The organism is Pseudomonas guariconensis (genome assembly GCF_040822035.1).
Classification (GTDB): Bacteria; Pseudomonadota; Gammaproteobacteria; order Pseudomonadales; family Pseudomonadaceae; genus Aquipseudomonas; species Aquipseudomonas guariconensis.
Map to the genome: position 1 here is coordinate 5,043,284 of NZ_CP162012.1, position 15,934 is coordinate 5,059,217.

Genomic DNA, 15,934 nt, shown 5'->3' on the forward strand with positions numbered 1-15,934 from the left:
CCTGCGCCAGCACCTGCACTGAACCTGCAGGGCTGGCGACAGCCTGCGATGGGGCACGGAGCAGCCCCTTACGATCCGCACTGGAGAAACACATGAACGCACTGACCCACCCCACCCCCAAGGCGGCGGTCATCACCAGCGATGCCCAGGCTCTGGCCGTCGCCGAGGACCTCGCCCAGCAACTGCAGCGCGACAGCGCCCAACGCGACCGCGAACGCCTGCTGCCCTACGCCGAACTCGAGCTGTTCACCCGCTCCGGCCTGTGGGGCATCAGCGTGCCCAAGGCCTTTGGCGGCGCTGGCGTATCCAACGTGACCCTGGCCAAGGTCGTCGCGCGTATTGCCCAGGCCGACGCCGCCCTGGGCCAAATTCCGCAGAACCATTTCTATGCCTTGGAAGTGCTGCGGGTAAACGGCACGCCCGAGCAACAACAGCGTCTCTACGCTGAAGTCCTGGCGGGCCGACGCTTCGGCAACGCATTGGCCGAGCTGGGCACCAAGACCGCCCACGACCGCACCACCCGCCTGAGCCGCGACGGCGATGGCCTGCGCATCAACGGTCGCAAGTTCTACGCCACCGGCGCCCTGTATGCCCAGCGCATTCCCACCTCGGTGGTCGATGATGCCGGCGTTCAGCAGCTGGTGTTCGTACCCGCCGACAGTCCAGGCCTGCAAGTGATCGACGACTGGAGCGGCTTCGGCCAACGCACCACCGGCAGCGGTTCGGTAGTGTTCGACAACGTGCCGGTGCGCGATGAAGACGTGGTGCCGTTCCAGAGCGCCTTCGACCGCCCGACCCCCGTCGGCCCCCTGGCGCAGATCCTCCATGCCGCCATCGACACCGGCATCGCCCGCGCTGCCCTCGAGGACGCTCTGCACTTCGTGCGCACCCGCAGTCGGCCGTGGGTCGACGCGGGGATCGACAAGGCCAGTGACGACCCGCTCACACTCAAAAGCTTCGGTCATCTGGCCATCCGCCTGCACGCTGCCGAGGCCTTGCTGGAGCGGGCCGGGGAATTCCTCGACCGGGCCCGCGACGACAGCAGCGCCGACAATGTCGCCGCCGCCTCCATTGCCGTGGCAGAAGCCCGGGCGATCAGCACCGAGGTCTCCCTCGCCGCTGGCACCACCCTGTTCGAACTGGCCGGCAGCCAGGCCACCCTGGCCGAGCACAACCTCGACCGGCACTGGCGCAACGCCCGAGTGCACACCCTGCACGACCCGGTGCGCTGGAAGTACCACGCCATCGGCAACTACTACCTCAATGGGGAAAACCCGCCGCGTCGGGGGACCATCTGATGGCCAAAGAGATCCTGCTCAACGCCTTCAACATGAACTGCGTCGGGCATATCAACCATGGCCTGTGGACCCATCCACGGGACACCTCGACCCAGTACAAGACCCTGGCCTATTGGACCGATCTTGCCCGCCTGCTGGAGCGCGGCTTGTTCGATGGCCTGTTCATCGCCGATATCGTCGGCACCTACGACGTGTATGGGCAGTCGCTGGACGTGACGCTCAAGGAGTCGATCCAGCTGCCGGTCAATGACCCGTTACTGCTGGTCTCGGCCATGGCCTCGGTCACCCGCCACCTGGGCTTCGGCCTGACCGCCAACCTCACCTACGAGGCGCCCTACCTGTTCGCCCGGCGCCTTTCCACACTCGACCACCTGAGCAACGGCCGGGTCGGCTGGAACATCGTCACCGGTTACCTGGACAGCGCCGCCCGGGCCATGGGCCTGGCCCAGCAACCCGAGCACGACCGGCGTTACGACCAAGCCGATGAATACCTGCAAGTGCTGTACAAACTGCTCGAAGGCAGCTGGGATGACGACGCCGTGGTCGCTGACCGTGAGCGGCGGGTCTATGCCGAACCGGGCAAAGTGCGCAAAGTCCAGCATCAGGGCGAGTTCTACAAGGTCGAGGGCTACCACCTGTGCGAGCCTTCGCCGCAACGCACACCGGTCTTGTTCCAGGCCGGCAGTTCGCCCCGGGGCCTGGCGTTCGCCGGCCAGCACGCCGAGTGCGTTTTCATCAGCGGCCAGGACCAAGCCGCCACCCGCGCACAGGTCGACAAGGTCCGTGCCGCCGCCCGCGCCGCTGGCCGCGACCCACGAGCGATCAAGGTGTTCATGGGCATCACCGTGATCGTCGCGCCCACCGAAGCCCAGGCTCGTGCCAAGCACGCCGAATACCTGCGCCATGCCAGCCCCGAAGCCGGCGTGGCGCACTTTGCCAGCTCCACGGGTATCGACTTCGCCGCCTATGGGTTGGACGAACCGATCGGCTTTGCCAAGGGCAACGCGATTCAGTCCGCCACCCGCCAGCTGCAGGACAACGTCTGGACGCGCCGCCGCCTGCTGCAACAGCACGCCCTGGGCGGGCGCTACGTGACGCTGGTCGGCGCGCCCGAGCAGGTCGCCGAGCAATTGATTGACTGGATCGACCAAACCGGCCTGGATGGTTTCAACCTGACCCGCACTGTCACCCCGGAAAGCTTCGAAGACTTCATCGACCTGGTGGTGCCGGAGCTGCAACGGCGTGGCCGCTACAAGACCGCCTACAGCGAAGGCACGCTGCGCGAAAAACTGTTCGGCGCTCGTCACGCCTACCTTCCCGCCGGCCACCCCGGCGCCACCTACCGCAACCCGATCCCTGCCCCGACTGGAGCCCTGCACCATGCTTGAGAAACTGTTCCGGCCCGTCGCGGCCGCTGTCTTGTCCCTGGGCCTGAGCGGCGTCGCCCTGGCCGCCGAGCCGCTGAAGATCGGCACCACCGCAGCTTTCGCCATCCCGCTGGAAGCGGCGGTGGAAGAAGCCCACAAGCAAGGCCTGGAGGTGAAGCTGATCGAGTTCAGCGACTGGATCGCCCCCAATGTCAGCCTCAACAGCGGCGACATCGACGTGAACTACTTCCAGCACATCCCGTTCCTGGAAAATGCCAAGGCCGCCGCCGGCTTCAACCTGGTGCCCTACGCCCCCGGCATCATCAACAACGTCGGGCTCTACTCCAAGCGTTACAAAAGCTTCGCCGAGCTGCCCGAAGGCGCCAGCGTGGCCATCGCCAACGACCCGATCAACAGTGGGCGCGGCCTGCAATTGCTGGCCAAGGCGGGGTTGATCACCCTCAAGCCAGGCGTGGGCTACAAAGCCACCGAGGACGACATCGTCGCCAACCCCAAGAAACTGAAGATCTTGCAGGTCGAGGCCGTGCAATTGGTGCGGGCCTATGACGACGCCGACCTGGTCCAGGGCTACCCGGCCTACATCCGCCTGGCCAACAGCTTCGATCCCACCTCGGCCCTGCTGTTCGACGGCCTGGAGAACAAGGAGTACGTGATCCAGTTCGTGATCCGCCCACAGAGCAAGGACGACCCGCGTCTGGCGAAGTTCGTCGACATCTACCAGCACTCGCCGACCGTGCGCGCCGCGCTGAACAAAGCCCACGGCAGCCTGTACCAGGCCGGCTGGGAGGGCTGAGATGAGCAACGCCAGCGCCCTCAAGGCGCCTGTCCCGCATACGTCGCCGCCTGCCCGCGAGCAGGCCCTGCGCCCGGAGGTCAATCAGGCCCATGTGCGCTTCATCGGCCTGGGCAAGACCTACCCCGGCCAGGCGCAACCTGCCTTGCAGGGCATAGACCTGAACATCCGTCGCGGCGAGATCTTCGGCATCATTGGCCGCAGCGGCGCCGGCAAGTCATCCCTGCTGCGCACCATCAATCGCCTAGAGCAACCCAGCCAGGGCCGGGTGCTGATCGACCAGACCGACATCGCCCCCTTTGACGAAGAGCGCCTGGTCGCCCTGCGCCGACGCATCGGCATGATCTTCCAGCACTTCAACCTGATGTCGGCCAAGACCGTATGGCAGAACGTCGAGTTGCCCTTGAAGGTCGCCGGCGTGCCCAAGGCCGAGCGCCAGCGCAAGGTCAGCGAGCTGCTGGAGCTGGTGGGCCTGGCGCACAAGCATCACGTGTACCCGGCGCAGCTGTCGGGTGGGCAGAAACAACGCGTCGGCATCGCCCGGGCGCTGGTGCATGACCCCGAAATCCTGCTGTGCGACGAGGCCACCTCGGCACTGGACCCTGAAACCACCGCCTCGATCCTCGATCTGCTGCGTGACATCAACCAGCGCCTGGGGCTCACCGTGGTGCTGATCACCCATGAGATGGCGGTGATCCGTGATATCTGCCACCGCGTCGTAGTGCTCGAGCGCGGCGAGATCGTCGAGCAGGGCGAGGTCTGGCGGGTATTCGGCTCTCCGCGCCACGAGGTGACCCGCACCTTGCTCGCGCCCTTGCAGGCCAGGCTACCCGCTGCCCTGCAGGCCAATCTGCGCGCCAGCCCGACTGGCCCTGGGGATGCCGTGGTCCTGCGCTTGAACCTGCTGGGCGAACCGCAACTGTCGGAGGTGTTCAACGACTTGGGCGGGCGGATACGCCTGCTTCAAGGCGGCATCGAGACCATCGGTGCCCACGCCCTGGGGCAACTGGTGCTTTCCGTGCAGGGCTCGCCCCATAGCTCGCACCAATTGCTCGAGCGCGCCAGACGCTGGGCCGAGAACGCGGAGGTACTGGGTTATGTGGCTTGATCGTCTGCTCGAAGGGTTGCTCGATACGCTGTTGATGGTGGGCGTGTCGTCGTTCATCGCGCTGTTGGTCGGTGTACCGATGGCGGTGCTGCTGGTCACCAGTGACAAAGGTGGGATCTTCGAAGCGCCTGTGCTGAACCGAACGCTGGGCGCGATCGTCAACCTGTTCCGCTCGATCCCGTTCCTGATCTTGATGGTCGCGCTGATTCCCTTCACCCGCCTGGTGGTCGGCACCACCTATGGCGTGTGGGCCGCCGTGGTCCCGCTGACCATCGCCGCCACGCCATTCTTCGCACGGATCGCCGAGGTGAGCCTGCGCGAAGTCGACCATGGTTTGGTCGAGGCGGCGCAGGCCATGGGGTGCCGACGCTGGCACATCGTCTGGCATGTGCTGCTGCCCGAGGCGCTGCCAGGCATCGTAGGCGGCTTCACCATCACCTTGGTGACCTTGATCAACTCCTCAGCCATGGCGGGCGCCATCGGGGCGGGAGGATTGGGCGATATCGCCTATCGCTATGGGTACCAGCGCTTCGACAGCCAGATCATGCTGACCGTGATCGCCATGCTGGTGGCGCTGGTGGCGGTGATTCAGCTGGGCGGGGACCGCCTGGCCAAGGGGTTGAACAAACGTTAGCTTGGGGACCGCCGCGCCCCAACGCAGGCTCCGCCAGCGCCTACAGGTCTGTGGGAAGTGCGAAGCCTGCAATGGGCTGCAACGCAGCCCCAAGCATTTCAGCTCCAGCGCAAGTCCACCGCCGGCACCGGCCGCCCGTACCAGTAGCCCTGCCCCAGGTCGCACTGTTGCTCGAGCAGAAAGCGCGCCTGTTCGGCCTGTTCGATCCCTTCGGCATGCACCTGCATGCCCATGCTCCTGGCCAGGGCGATGATCACCCGGACGATGGCAATGTCGTCTTCGTCGCACGGCAGGCCCGCCACGAAGCCCTGGTCGATCTTGAGCTTCTGCACCGGCAGACGCTTGAGCCGCAGCAGCGAGGAATAACCCGTGCCGAAATCATCGATGGCCAGGCTAAGCCCCAGCTCGCGCAGCCGATGCAACTGTTCAAGTGCCACTTCCGGGTCTTCCATCACCGCGCTCTCGGTGACTTCCAGCTCCAACAGGGCGGGGTCCAGACCGGTATCGTGCAGCACCTCGGCCACCTGCAGGTACAGCTCGCGCTGACCGAACAGGCGGCTGGAGATGTTCACGGCGACGAACTGCAGACCACGCCCTTCGACCTGCCATTGCACCATCTGCCGGCACGATTGGCGCAGTACCCAGGCGTCGATTTCGGCGATCAACCCCGTGCTCTCGGCAATAGGAATGAACTCGCCCGGTGAGACCATCCCACGGGTGGGGTGCTCCCAACGCACCAGTGCCTCGACGCCCACCAACCGGTTGGTCAGCAAGTCGTGCACCGGCTGGTAGAACACCCGCAACTCCTGCTGCTCCAGCGCTCGACGCAGATCGCCAGCGGTCTGCACACGTTGCTGGGCGTGGGCGGTCAATTCTTCGGTGTACAAGGCATAGCAGGCGCGACCGTTGTTCTTAGCCTTGAACAGCGCCGCATCGGCGTTGCGCAGCAGTTGCGCGGCGCTCTGCGCATCGCTTGGGAACAGGCTGATACCAACGCTCACGCTGATGAACAGGCGATGCCCCTCGAAGACGAACGGCTCGCGCAGGCGTTCAATGATGCCTTGGGCCAAGGTTGCGGCCTGGCCTACCTGTCGGCAGTTCTCGGCCAACACGCCGAATTCGTCCCCACCCAGGCGCGCCAGAGTCACGCCACTGCCCAGCAACTCGCGCAGGCGCTCGCCCACCAGTTTGAGCAACTGGTCGCCCAACGTATGGCCCAGGCCATCGTTGATGCTTTGAAAATGGTCGAGGTCCAGCAGCAGCAACGCACACCCGCGCTTGTTGGCCTGGGCGGACGCTAAGGCCTGCTCGGCGCGGTCGTTGAACAGCAGGCGGTTGGGCAGCCCGGTCAGCGGGTCGTGGTGCGCCAGGTAGGCGAGTTCCTGCTCGGTGTGCTTGATCGCGCTGATGTCGCTGAACACCGCCACGTAATGAGTGAGCGCACCGGCATCGTCGCGAATGGCGCAGATCGTCTGCCACTGCGGGTAGATTTCGCCGCTCTTGCGGCGGTTCCAGATCTCTCCGCTCCACTCGCCCTTCTCGGCCAGGGAAGCGTAGATCTGCTGGTAGAACGGCAAGCCATGGCGTCCGGACTTGAACTTGCTCGGACGCTGGCCGAGGACTTCGTCCTGGGCGTAGCCGGTGATACGCATGAAGGCGCGGTTGACGTGCACGATCAGACCATTGCTGTCGGTCACCAGCACCCCTTCGAGGGTGCTGTCGAACACCGCCGCGGCCATGCGCAGACGCTCGCGATCCTCGCTGCGCAGCTGTGCACCGATGCCGATGAAATTGAGCAGGCGGGCACGGGTGACGAAGATCAGCCCGGTGGTGAGCAGTATCCAGACGAACGCATTGACCTGCCGCGCGACCGCCAGCATCTCGGAATCATCGAAAAGCCCCTGCAACACCTGCTCGGACACCACCATCCAGAGCAACGAGAACACCAAGTACAGCGCGGCCATGCGCAAGGCGTCGCGAACGGAAACAGACATGTCGGGTGGATAAGCCCCTGAAAAAGAATGGGGCATTATAAAGGCTGAAACATGCCGTGACTTCCTATCGGAAAGGGTGACTGGTTTTATTTCCTCACCCGGCGATAATGCCCGCGCGGTTCCCCTGTTTTTTTGAGGGTCTCAACACCTATGTGGTACTCCGGTTTTCTCGATCTGTCGGCCTGGCAACTGGTCGGCGTCACCCTGCTGATGACCCACGTGACCATCATCAGCGTCACCCTCTACCTGCATCGCTATTCCGCCCATCGCGCCCTGGAGCTCAACGCCGGGCTCAAACATTTCTTCCGCTTCTGGCTGTGGCTGACCACGGCGCAGAACACCCGTGAATGGACCGCCATCCATCGCAAGCACCACGCCAAGTGCGAAACGCCGGACGACCCCCACAGCCCGGTCTACAAGGGCCTGGGCACCGTGTTGCGCAAGGGCGCCGAGCTCTATCGCGAAGAGGCACGCAACCCCGAGACACTGCGCATCTATGGCAAGAACTGCCCGGACGACTGGATCGAGCGCAACCTCTATTCGCGCTACAAGCTCGGCGGCGTGGCCATGATGGCGGTGATCGACCTGCTGCTGTTCGGCACCATCGGCATCACCATCTGGGCAGTACAGATGATGTGGATTCCCTTCTGGGCCGCGGGGGTGGTCAATGGCCTGGGCCATGCGCTGGGCTATCGCAACTTCGAGTGCCGGGACGCAGCTACCAACCTGGTGCCCTGGGGCATCGTGATCGGTGGCGAGGAGCTGCACAACAACCACCACACCTACCCCAACTCGGCCAAGCTCTCGGTCAAGCGCTGGGAGTTCGACATGGGCTGGATGTGGATTCGTCTGCTGTGCCTGCTGCGCCTGGCCAAGGTCCAGCGCGTGGCGCCGATCGCCCATCGGGTCGAGGGCAAGGCGCATCTGGACATGGACACCGCCATGGCGATCCTCAACAACCGCTTCCAGATCATGGCCCAGTACCGCAAGCTGGTCATCGCGCCACTGGTCAAGCAAGAGCTGGATCGTGTCGACACCTCGGTGCGCCACCACTTCCGCCGTGCCAAGCGCCTGCTGTCGCGTGAAACGAGCCTGCTGCAGGACCGCCATCACGTGCGCATCGAGTCCATGCTCGCCCACAGCCAGTCGCTCAAGACCATCTATGAAAAACGCCTGGCCCTGCAACAGATCTGGGCGCGCACCAGCGCCAACGGCCACGACATGCTGGCCGCCATGAAGGACTGGGTCCACGAGGCCGAGGCCAGTGGCATCCAGGCGCTGCGCGACTTCGCCGACCAGCTGAAAACCTACTCCCTGCGCCCTTCCGGCGCCTGAGCACCGTTGATCGGCACGCCTCGCCCTGGGGCGTGCCGACCGGAACTTCACTCCCCTTCCCGACTCAAATCCGGCATATCGCCCGCGTGGCGGGCCGGATCGTGGCCGCACGCTTTCACGCCGAGAATCGCTTCGTGCTCATGGCCAAAGACCTCACCTCGACCCTCTTCGGCAATCCACCGCCGGAAGCTGCACAGACCCTGCTCGCCCTCCTCCATGCCCAGGGCGAAGTCGCCCGCCTGAGCGAACGCGAGCAGCTCTACAGTTCGCTGCTCGACAGCGTCAACGCTGTGCTGTGGGCGTTCGACTGGGAAACCCGCCGGGTGCTTTATGTCAGCCCCGCCTATGAGCGGATCTTCGGTCGTCCGGCCAGTCTGGTACTGGCCGATTACAACGCCTGGCGCGACAGCATCTACCCGGACGACCTGGAATACGCCGAGCGCAGCCTGGCGCAAGTGCTGGACACAGGTTCGGTGGAAGATCGCGAATACCGCATCATCAACGCCGCCGGCCAAGTGCGCTGGCTGAGCGACAAGTGCTACGTCAACCAGCAGCGCGACAGCGACCAACGCGTGATCATCGTCGGCATCGCCGAGGACATCACCGAGAAGAAGCAGCTCGAAGGCGAGCTGCAACGTCTGGCCACCACCGATGTGCTGACCCAAAGCAGCAATCGCCGCCACTTCTTCGAGTGCGCCCGCCAGGCCCTGGAAACCGCCCGGGAGGAAGGCAAGCCCCTGGCCTTCCTGCTGCTGGACATCGATGACTTCAAACAGATCAACGACACCTATGGCCACCAGGAAGGTGACCAGGTGCTTCAGCGCATCGCCGACAGCGGCCGCGCCGTGCTACGCCGAGGCGATCTGTTCGGGCGGATCGGCGGCGAGGAGTTTGCTGCCGTGTTCCCAGGCTGCACCGCCCAGATCGCCGAACAGATCGCCGGACGGCTGCAACGGGAGATCCAGCACTTGAGCTTCAGCCATGGGCAGCAAGTGTATGGCGTCACGGTCAGCCAAGGCGTGACCGAGCTCACCGATGCGGACGACCTGATCGACACCCTCTTCGCCCGCGCCGACGCCGCCATGTACCAGGCCAAGCGCCAGGGCAAGAACCAGATCGTGCGTGGCTGAGGCTCGGCGCGACCTCACTCCTGCCTGCGCAGCCGGCTCAGTTGCGCCATTCCTAGCTTGAGCAGGCGAGCCGTCTTGCCGCTGGCGACTTTCTCGAGGCCCTGTTCCTCGGACAGGCGCGACAATTGCCCGGCCAGGTTCATGGCCAGGATTTCCCGCGAATAGACCCCGCCGCCAAGCTGATAGATCGCGGCGATCAGCTCACGCAGGCTCAGCGGCAGGCGCCATCGCGTGCGCAGCGCCGAGCCAAAAGCAGCGCCAAATTCATTGAGCGACAGTTGCACCTGGTCCTCGTCCAGCTCACCGCCCGCCAGGCACCACTCCTGCAGGCAACGCAGCACGGCCAGATCGCCCAGGCAATGCAGCAAGCCCGCGCAGTAGCAGCGTTCTTCATCGATTTCGAGCAGGCGCGCCAGGCTGCGGGCGTACTCTGCGGTGTGCAGCGAAAGGTCCCAGAAATGCGCCGCGTGCCGCGCCAGCAACGGGTCACTCAGGCGCGCACTGCGCTTGAGGGCCAGGCCCAGGATAAGGTTCATGCTTTGGGTGCTGCCGAGTTTGTTCAACGCCTGCAACAGGGTCTGCACCGGTATTTCGCTATGCAGGGCGGCACTGTTGGCAGCGGCAATCAGCACCGCCGTGATCTGCGGATCGTTGCGCACTTCTTCTTCCAGCGCCTTCAGGTTCAGCCCTTGGGGGTTGAGCGCACGCTTGATTGCCACCTGCACATCGGCCAGCAGCGGCCCGCCATCGGCGCTGGCGCGGCGTTGTTCTAAGTAGGTCGGCAGCTTGATCCCCGGCTGCAAGGCCGGAGCCGGGCAGGCGACCTGCTCCCCCACCTCCAGCAGGAGTTTCTCCAAGCGTTTGCGCAGATTGTCCAGATCCAGAGGTTTGCTCAGGTAAGCGGTGGGATGCAGCGGCAGCACCTCATGCACGCTGGCACTGTCGCTGCGCTCGCTCATGAGGATGAATGGCAAGGTAGCGGTTTGTTGCTGGGCACGCACGTTGCGCAGCAAGTCTAGGCCGTCGCCGCCGGCCAGCTCGCGAGCAGCGATGATCAGGTCGGGTTTGCTCGCCAGCGCGGCCAAAGCCTCCGGTCCGTTGGCACAGACCTGCAAACGAGCATCACAGCGGACGCTGAGCAGCATGTCGCGGAGCATGTCGCGCACCCAAGGATCGCCTTCGGCAATCAGTACGCAAGGCGGGATGGGGTTGGCAGCGCTCATCGGCGGGCTCCTGGTAATCCTTGACACGCAATCCGTTGCAGCATCCTGGGCAAATCCTCGGACAACGATAGCGTCCCGTGCCTGGCTTGGGCATAAAAAAACCCGCCGAAGCGGGTTTTTTTATGCATCGCGTCAGATTCAAGCCAGCTCAGCGAAGCACTCTTCGATGATTGCCAGGCCTTTGTCCAGCAGCGCGTCTTCGGCGGTCAGCGGAACCAGGATACGCAGGACGTTTCCGTAAGTACCGCAGGACAGCAGGATCAGACCCTTGTCACGTGCCTTGGCCACGACCTGGGCAACGGCAGCGGCGTTCGGGGTGTGGGTACCTTTCTCGAAGACTTCAACAGCGATCATCGAGCCCAGGCCACGCACGTCACCGATGATCGGGTGCTTTTCCTGGATCTTGCGCAGGCCAGTGGTCAGACGCTCACCGACAGCCTTGCTGCGGTCCAGCAGTTTCTCTTCCTCGAACACCTTGATGACGGCCAGGGCCGCAGCGCAGGCGATCGGCGAACCGGCGTAGGTGCCGCCCAGGCCGCCTGGAGCGATGGCGTCCATGTACTCGGCCTTGCCGCACACACCGGCCAGCGGGAAGCCGCCAGCGATGGACTTGGCGAAGGTGGTCAGGTCAGGCGCGACGCCCATCTGTTCCATGGCGAAGAAGGTACCGGTACGGCCAGCGCCGGTCTGGACTTCGTCGGCGATCAGCAGGATGCCGTGCTGGTCGCACAGGGCGCGCAGGCGCTTCATCAGCTCTTTCGGTGCTGGCAGGAAGCCGCCTTCGCCTTGTACCGGCTCGAGGATGATGGCAGCGATGTCGCGTGGCTCGGCGTCGTTCTTGAAGATGCGCTCGACCGAGGCGATGGCGTCGTCAACGCTGATGCCGTGCAGTTCGCTCGGGAACAGGGCGCGGAAGATGCCGCCTGGCATCAGGCCCATGCCAGCGGAGTAAGGCACGACCTTGCCGGTCAGGCCCAGGGTCATCATGGTACGACCGTGGTAGCCGCCGGTGAAGGCGATCACGCCGGCACGGCCAGTGGCGGCACGGGCGATCTTCACGGCGTTCTCGACGGCCTCGGAACCGGTGGAGACCAGCAGGGTCTTCTTGGCGAAGTCGCCAGGGACCATGGCGTTGATCTTCTCGCACAGCTCTACGTAGGGCTCGTATGCCAGAACCTGGAAGCAGGTGTGGCTGACTTTGGTCAGCTGCTCTTGAACGGCGGCAACCACTTTCGGGTGCAGGTGGCCGGTGTTCAGTACTGCGATGCCGCCGGCGAAGTCGATCAGTTCGCGGCCTTCAACGTCGATCACGGTCGAGTTCTTCGCGGTGTCGACGAAGATCGGGTGGATCTGGCCAACGCCACGTGGGACGGCGTTGACACGGCGTTGCATCAAAGATTCGTTGGTCTTGCTCATAATGCCCTCATTCGCGCCGACGATAATGGCGCTGTTATTCGGGGGTGGCTGGGGTCGTTCACGATCAGCATGCGTTGATCGACTGTCGCGAACACCCTGGTCACCAGGTACTACGGTGTCAAAAAGGCCAGCGAGACGTCGCTCTCGCGCCCCGCTGGCAGAGGGAAATTCAGTACGTGATCAGATGCTGATGCACAGGTACTTGATCTCGAGGTAGTCCTCGATGCCGTACTTGGAACCTTCGCGGCCCAGGCCCGAGGCCTTGATGCCACCGAACGGTGCCACTTCGTTGGAGATCAGGCCGGTGTTGATACCCACCATGCCGTACTCCAGGGCCTCGGCGACACGGAACACTCGGCTCATGTCACGGGCATAGAAGTACGAAGCCAGGCCGAACTCGGTGTCGTTGGACATAGCGATGACTTCGGCTTCGTCTTTGAAGCGGAACAGCGGCGCCAGCGGGCCGAAGGTTTCTTCCTTGGCCACGGCAGCGCTCTTCGGTACGTCGACCAGGATGGTCGGCTCGAAGAAGTTGCCTTCGATCAGCTTGCCGCCGGACAGCACCTTGGCGCCCTTGGAGACTGCGTCTTCGATGTGCTCTTGGACCTTGGCGACAGCCTTGCCGTCGATCAGCGGGCCAGTAGTGGTGCCTTCTTCCAGGCCGTTACCGATCTTCAGCTTGGCGACAGCGGCCTTGAGCTTCTCGGCGAACGCGTCGTAAACGCCGTCCTGAACGTAGATACGGTTGGCGCAGACGCAGGTCTGGCCGTTGTTGCGGTACTTGGAGATGATCGCGCCCTCGACCGCCTTGTCCAGGTCGGCGTCGTCGAACACGATGAACGGCGCGTTGCCGCCCAGCTCCAGGGAGACCTTCTTGATGTCCTTGGCGCATTCTTCCATCAGCTGGCGACCGATTTCGGTCGAGCCGGTGAAGGACAGCTTGCGAACCAGGGCGTTGCCGGTCAGCTCACCGCCGACTTCGCCAGCGCTGCCGGTGACCACGCTCAGCACGCCAGCCGGGATGCCGGCACGGTTGGCCAGCTCGATCAGGGCCAGGGCGGAGTATGGGGTCTGGGAAGCAGGCTTGAGGACCATGGTGCAGCCAGCGGCCAGGGCCGGGCCGGCTTTACGGGTGATCATCGCGGCCGGGAAGTTCCACGGAGTGATGGCGGCGGTGACACCGATCGGCTGCTTGATGACGATCAGGCGTTTGTCTGGCTGATGGCCAGGAATCACGTCACCGTAGACACGCTTGCCTTCTTCGGCGAACCACTCGATGAACGAGGCAGCGTAGGCGATCTCGCCCTTGGCTTCGGCCAGTGGCTTGCCCTGCTCGGTGGTCATCAGGCGGGCCAGGTCGTCCTGGTTCTCGATCATCAGCTCGAACCAGCGACGCAGCTTGCCAGCACGCTCTTTGGCGGTCAGTGCGCGCCAGGCCGGCAGGGCCTTGTCGGCAGCTTCGATGGCGCGGCGGGTTTCGGCGGCGCCCATCTTCGGCACGGTACCGATGACTTCACCGGTAGCCGGGTTGGTCACCTTGATGGTCTGACCGTTGTCCGCGTCCAGCCACTCACCGTTGATGAAGGCTTGCTGGCGGAACAACTGAGCGTCTTTGAGCTGCATGTCGGATTCCCTTGAGAGCACCGTGCACGGACGGCGCTAATTATTGATTGTTGAAAGGCGCCCAAGGGCGCCATCAGGAATTCTTGCACCAGGGGTGTTCAACGCCTGGGCATCGAGCGTTTGAAATCTCAAACGGAATGCTAAGCGGGTGCTGGGGTGTTGGACAATAGGCTGTTCGAAAAAAAGAACGAACGGTTGAACACCGAGCCGGATTTCCGGATCGGTGCAGGGAAGAAGTTCAGGTTAGTCCAAAGGCCTGAAGGAGGGTCGATGGGAGGACCGACGGCCCTCCCGGCAGGATCAGAACGCGTTGTCGAGGTCGATCACCAGTGCGCGGTAGCCGACGCTACCCGGCTGGCGACTGTGTACTTTCAGTTCCACCAGAACCTCCTGGGTACCGCTGCGCACCTCGTTGAGCACCGAGGTGGTGAGTTTTTCCGGCGTGAGGAAACCCACCGACGCCGAGTAGATGAACTGGGTATCGGTTTCCGGACGGTAGGCCACCACCGAGGTGATCGGGCTGTACCACTCATCGCCTCGCTCCTTGCCGTAGGCCCAGACCTGCTCGACGGTGCCCTTGGCTTCGTCGATGCGGTACTCCACCGCACGGCTGTAGTTGCCCGACAGTTTGGTCGGCGCGAAGTCACGTCCCCAGCCGTTGTCGAACACGGTCAGCGTGCCGCGACCGGTCAGCCAGGCCGTGTGCTGGGTCCAGGACCAGTCGAAGTCCTCGCTCGCCACAGGTTTGAGCACTTTGTCTTGCAGGCGTGCCGGCCATCCTTGCGGCGAGGCGAGGATCCACTTCACCATTTTGTCGCGACCGATCTTCACCACGCCCTGATGGCGGGCAGAGATGATGATGCTGTCATCGGCCGGGTCGTAGTCGATGGCGTTGACATGGGCCCAGTTGCGTCCAGTGCCGACGCCCGGAGCATCGCCGAATGGCAGGTCGCCTTCGGCCAGCTCGTTGGCCAGGGTGCTGTCCTGGCGCGCCACGTCTGCGGGCAGCTGGATCGCCGCCTTGCCCAGGGTTTCGAGCAAGTCGCCGCGGTACGGGTCGAGGATCTGGTTGAGGTCCCAGAAGTCCAGCACATCGCCCGCCTCGTTCACTTCGATGATGTGGTCACGGATCGAACGCACGCGCTTGCCGTCCGGACGTCGATAATCGCTGGTGCCCACGCGCAACAGGTAGGTGCCGTTCACGGTTTCGCGGATCTCGTGGGAGAAGTCGGCGAACTTGTCCGGCAGGCTACGCTGCCAGATGCGCCGGCCCAGCAGGTCGTACTTGGAATAGGTCTGGCCTTGGCCCCAGATCAGCTTGCCGTCGCGGGTCTGCTGGAAGCCCATGGTCCCGCCCAGGCCGTCGCGGCGGTTGGAGTCGTGGATCTGTTCGATGTCCAGGTACCAGCGCACATCGCCATTGCTGTCGGCGATCCAGTTGTTGCCCACCTGGTCCCACTCGGCGGCGCCACCCAGGCCGTTCCACTTGAAGGCACGCGCACCGGGGATATCCCCTTGCAGGTGGTTGAACAGGTACAGACGCTTCTCGAAGCCCGGCGACACCTTGACCGGCTCCACTTCAGGCAGGGCCGCAGTCTGCTTGGCCACCACCGGCAGACGCACGGCCGGGGCGTAGATCTCGAAACGCTCGCGGATGCGCTCGCCGTCGAGCTTGTAGGTCACTTCCACTTGGTTGACGTAGTCCGGGTACAGGCCGAACACCGGGATCCCGCCGTAGGTCCACAGAGAGCGGTCAGACACCTCATAGGCGATGTCCACGCCGCGCTCGCCACGGCCCAGCACCCGAACGTGGACAGCACTGAGCGTGCGGCCACCGTCGCGGATGATCGCGGTCAGCGGCGCCAGGCGGTACGGGTTGACCACGACATCGCCAAGCAGGGCCTCGTCGTGATCCGGGACCTTGGCGGTAATGCAGGCGCCTTCGGGCAATGCGGGCGTTTCGGTCTTGGCATTCATGGCAAAGCTCCTTTT

Annotated in this window: 12 protein-coding genes; 7 read left to right on the forward strand and 5 right to left on the reverse strand. The window is 64.2% G+C overall.

Annotated features, from left to right (window positions below; all coding sequences use genetic code 11):
• Positions 1-92: 92 nt before the first annotated feature.
• From AB1N67_RS23465 to AB1N67_RS23485, 5 genes are read left to right on the forward strand one after another with little or no spacing between them, the layout of a single operon-like run.
• Positions 93-1,298: an SfnB family sulfur acquisition oxidoreductase gene (locus AB1N67_RS23465; protein ID WP_090344310.1), complete on the forward strand. Its 1,206-nt coding sequence runs from the start codon at positions 93-95 to the stop codon at positions 1,296-1,298.
• Entirely contained in the window at positions 1,298-2,686 is a 1,389-nt protein-coding gene (locus AB1N67_RS23470) for an LLM class flavin-dependent oxidoreductase (protein ID WP_336201944.1), read from the forward strand. The genes AB1N67_RS23465 and AB1N67_RS23470 overlap by 1 nt, the downstream gene beginning before the upstream one ends.
• The gene (locus tag AB1N67_RS23475; RefSeq protein WP_043208259.1) at positions 2,679-3,479 is read left to right on the forward strand and encodes a MetQ/NlpA family ABC transporter substrate-binding protein; all 801 of its coding nucleotides are present in this window, start codon (positions 2,679-2,681) and stop codon (positions 3,477-3,479) included. The genes AB1N67_RS23470 and AB1N67_RS23475 overlap by 8 nt, the downstream gene beginning before the upstream one ends.
• 1 nt (position 3,480) lies before the next feature.
• Positions 3,481-4,587 (forward strand): methionine ABC transporter ATP-binding protein, encoded by a 1,107-nt coding sequence (locus AB1N67_RS23480; RefSeq protein WP_090344305.1) that lies wholly within the window; start codon positions 3,481-3,483, stop codon positions 4,585-4,587.
• Positions 4,577-5,221, forward strand: a complete 645-nt coding sequence (locus tag AB1N67_RS23485) for a methionine ABC transporter permease (RefSeq protein ID WP_043208255.1) — start codon at positions 4,577-4,579, stop codon at positions 5,219-5,221. The genes AB1N67_RS23480 and AB1N67_RS23485 overlap by 11 nt, the downstream gene beginning before the upstream one ends.
• A gap of 98 nt (positions 5,222-5,319) precedes the next feature.
• On the opposite strand, the gene dibA is transcribed toward AB1N67_RS23485, so the two are convergent.
• Complete coding sequence (gene dibA, locus AB1N67_RS23490) at positions 5,320-7,215, reverse strand: phosphodiesterase DibA (RefSeq protein WP_043208252.1); 1,896 nt, start codon at positions 7,213-7,215, stop codon at positions 5,320-5,322.
• A 150-nt stretch (positions 7,216-7,365) separates the two neighbouring features.
• Between dibA and desA the strand changes: the two genes are divergently transcribed.
• Positions 7,366-8,550, forward strand: coding sequence for a delta-9 fatty acid desaturase DesA (gene desA / locus AB1N67_RS23495; RefSeq protein WP_043208250.1), 1,185 nt, complete (start codon positions 7,366-7,368; stop codon positions 8,548-8,550).
• Between the two features lie 98 nt (positions 8,551-8,648).
• Positions 8,649-9,680 (forward strand): sensor domain-containing diguanylate cyclase, encoded by a 1,032-nt coding sequence (locus AB1N67_RS23500; protein ID WP_043208359.1) that lies wholly within the window; start codon positions 8,649-8,651, stop codon positions 9,678-9,680.
• Positions 9,681-9,694: 14 nt separating this feature from the next.
• On the opposite strand, the gene AB1N67_RS23505 is transcribed toward AB1N67_RS23500, so the two are convergent.
• The 4 genes from AB1N67_RS23505 to AB1N67_RS23520 form a co-directional block, all read right to left on the reverse strand.
• Positions 9,695-10,903 (reverse strand): HDOD domain-containing protein, encoded by a 1,209-nt coding sequence (locus AB1N67_RS23505; RefSeq protein ID WP_367863420.1) that lies wholly within the window; start codon positions 10,901-10,903, stop codon positions 9,695-9,697.
• 138 nt (positions 10,904-11,041) lie between these two features.
• Positions 11,042-12,319, reverse strand: a complete 1,278-nt coding sequence (gabT, locus tag AB1N67_RS23510) for a 4-aminobutyrate--2-oxoglutarate transaminase (RefSeq protein ID WP_043208247.1) — start codon at positions 12,317-12,319, stop codon at positions 11,042-11,044.
• 180 nt (positions 12,320-12,499) lie between these two features.
• The gene (gabD, locus tag AB1N67_RS23515) at positions 12,500-13,942 is read right to left on the reverse strand and encodes an NADP-dependent succinate-semialdehyde dehydrogenase (RefSeq protein ID WP_043208245.1); all 1,443 of its coding nucleotides are present in this window, start codon (positions 13,940-13,942) and stop codon (positions 12,500-12,502) included.
• Positions 13,943-14,242: 300 nt separating this feature from the next.
• A complete protein-coding gene (locus tag AB1N67_RS23520; RefSeq protein WP_367863421.1) occupies positions 14,243-15,919 on the reverse strand; it encodes an aryl-sulfate sulfotransferase in 1,677 nt (558 codons plus the stop codon).
• Positions 15,920-15,934 lie beyond the last annotated feature (15 nt).